This is a genomic window from Mycobacterium sp. KBS0706, from assembly GCF_005938675.2.
Classification (GTDB): Bacteria; Pseudomonadota; Alphaproteobacteria; order DSM-16000; family Inquilinaceae; genus Inquilinus.
Map to the genome: position 1 here is coordinate 1 of NZ_VCCH02000403.1, position 323 is coordinate 323.

Here is a 323-nt window from a genome sequence, read left to right on the forward strand (position 1 = left end):
TCAGCTGCAGCGTCTCCTTGTTCTGCGGCTGCGGCAGCGACTCGTAGGCGGTCAGCTCCAGCGCCTTGCCGTCCTTGTGGCGCAGCCCGTCGGCGCCCAGGGCCCAGCCGGCCTCGTCGAGCAGCCGCTTCGCCGCCGCCTCGTCATGGGTCAGCTTGGCCGACAGGTCGACATAGCCCAGCGCGGTCGAGGCGATGATCGATGTCGCCTTCGGGTAGTTGTCGGAGAACAGCGTGCCGACGATCTCGTCCGCATCGGTCGCGTGCAACAGCGCCTGCCGCACCCGGATGTCGGCCACCAGCGGGTTGTCGGGCCGGAACACC

General features: G+C 69.3%; 1 protein-coding gene. It reads right to left on the bottom strand.

All coding sequences use genetic code 11. From position 1 onward, the window contains the following. A partial coding sequence (locus FFK22_RS42470) for an ABC transporter substrate-binding protein (protein ID WP_306770288.1) occupies positions 1 to 323 on the bottom strand: 323 nt, incomplete at both ends.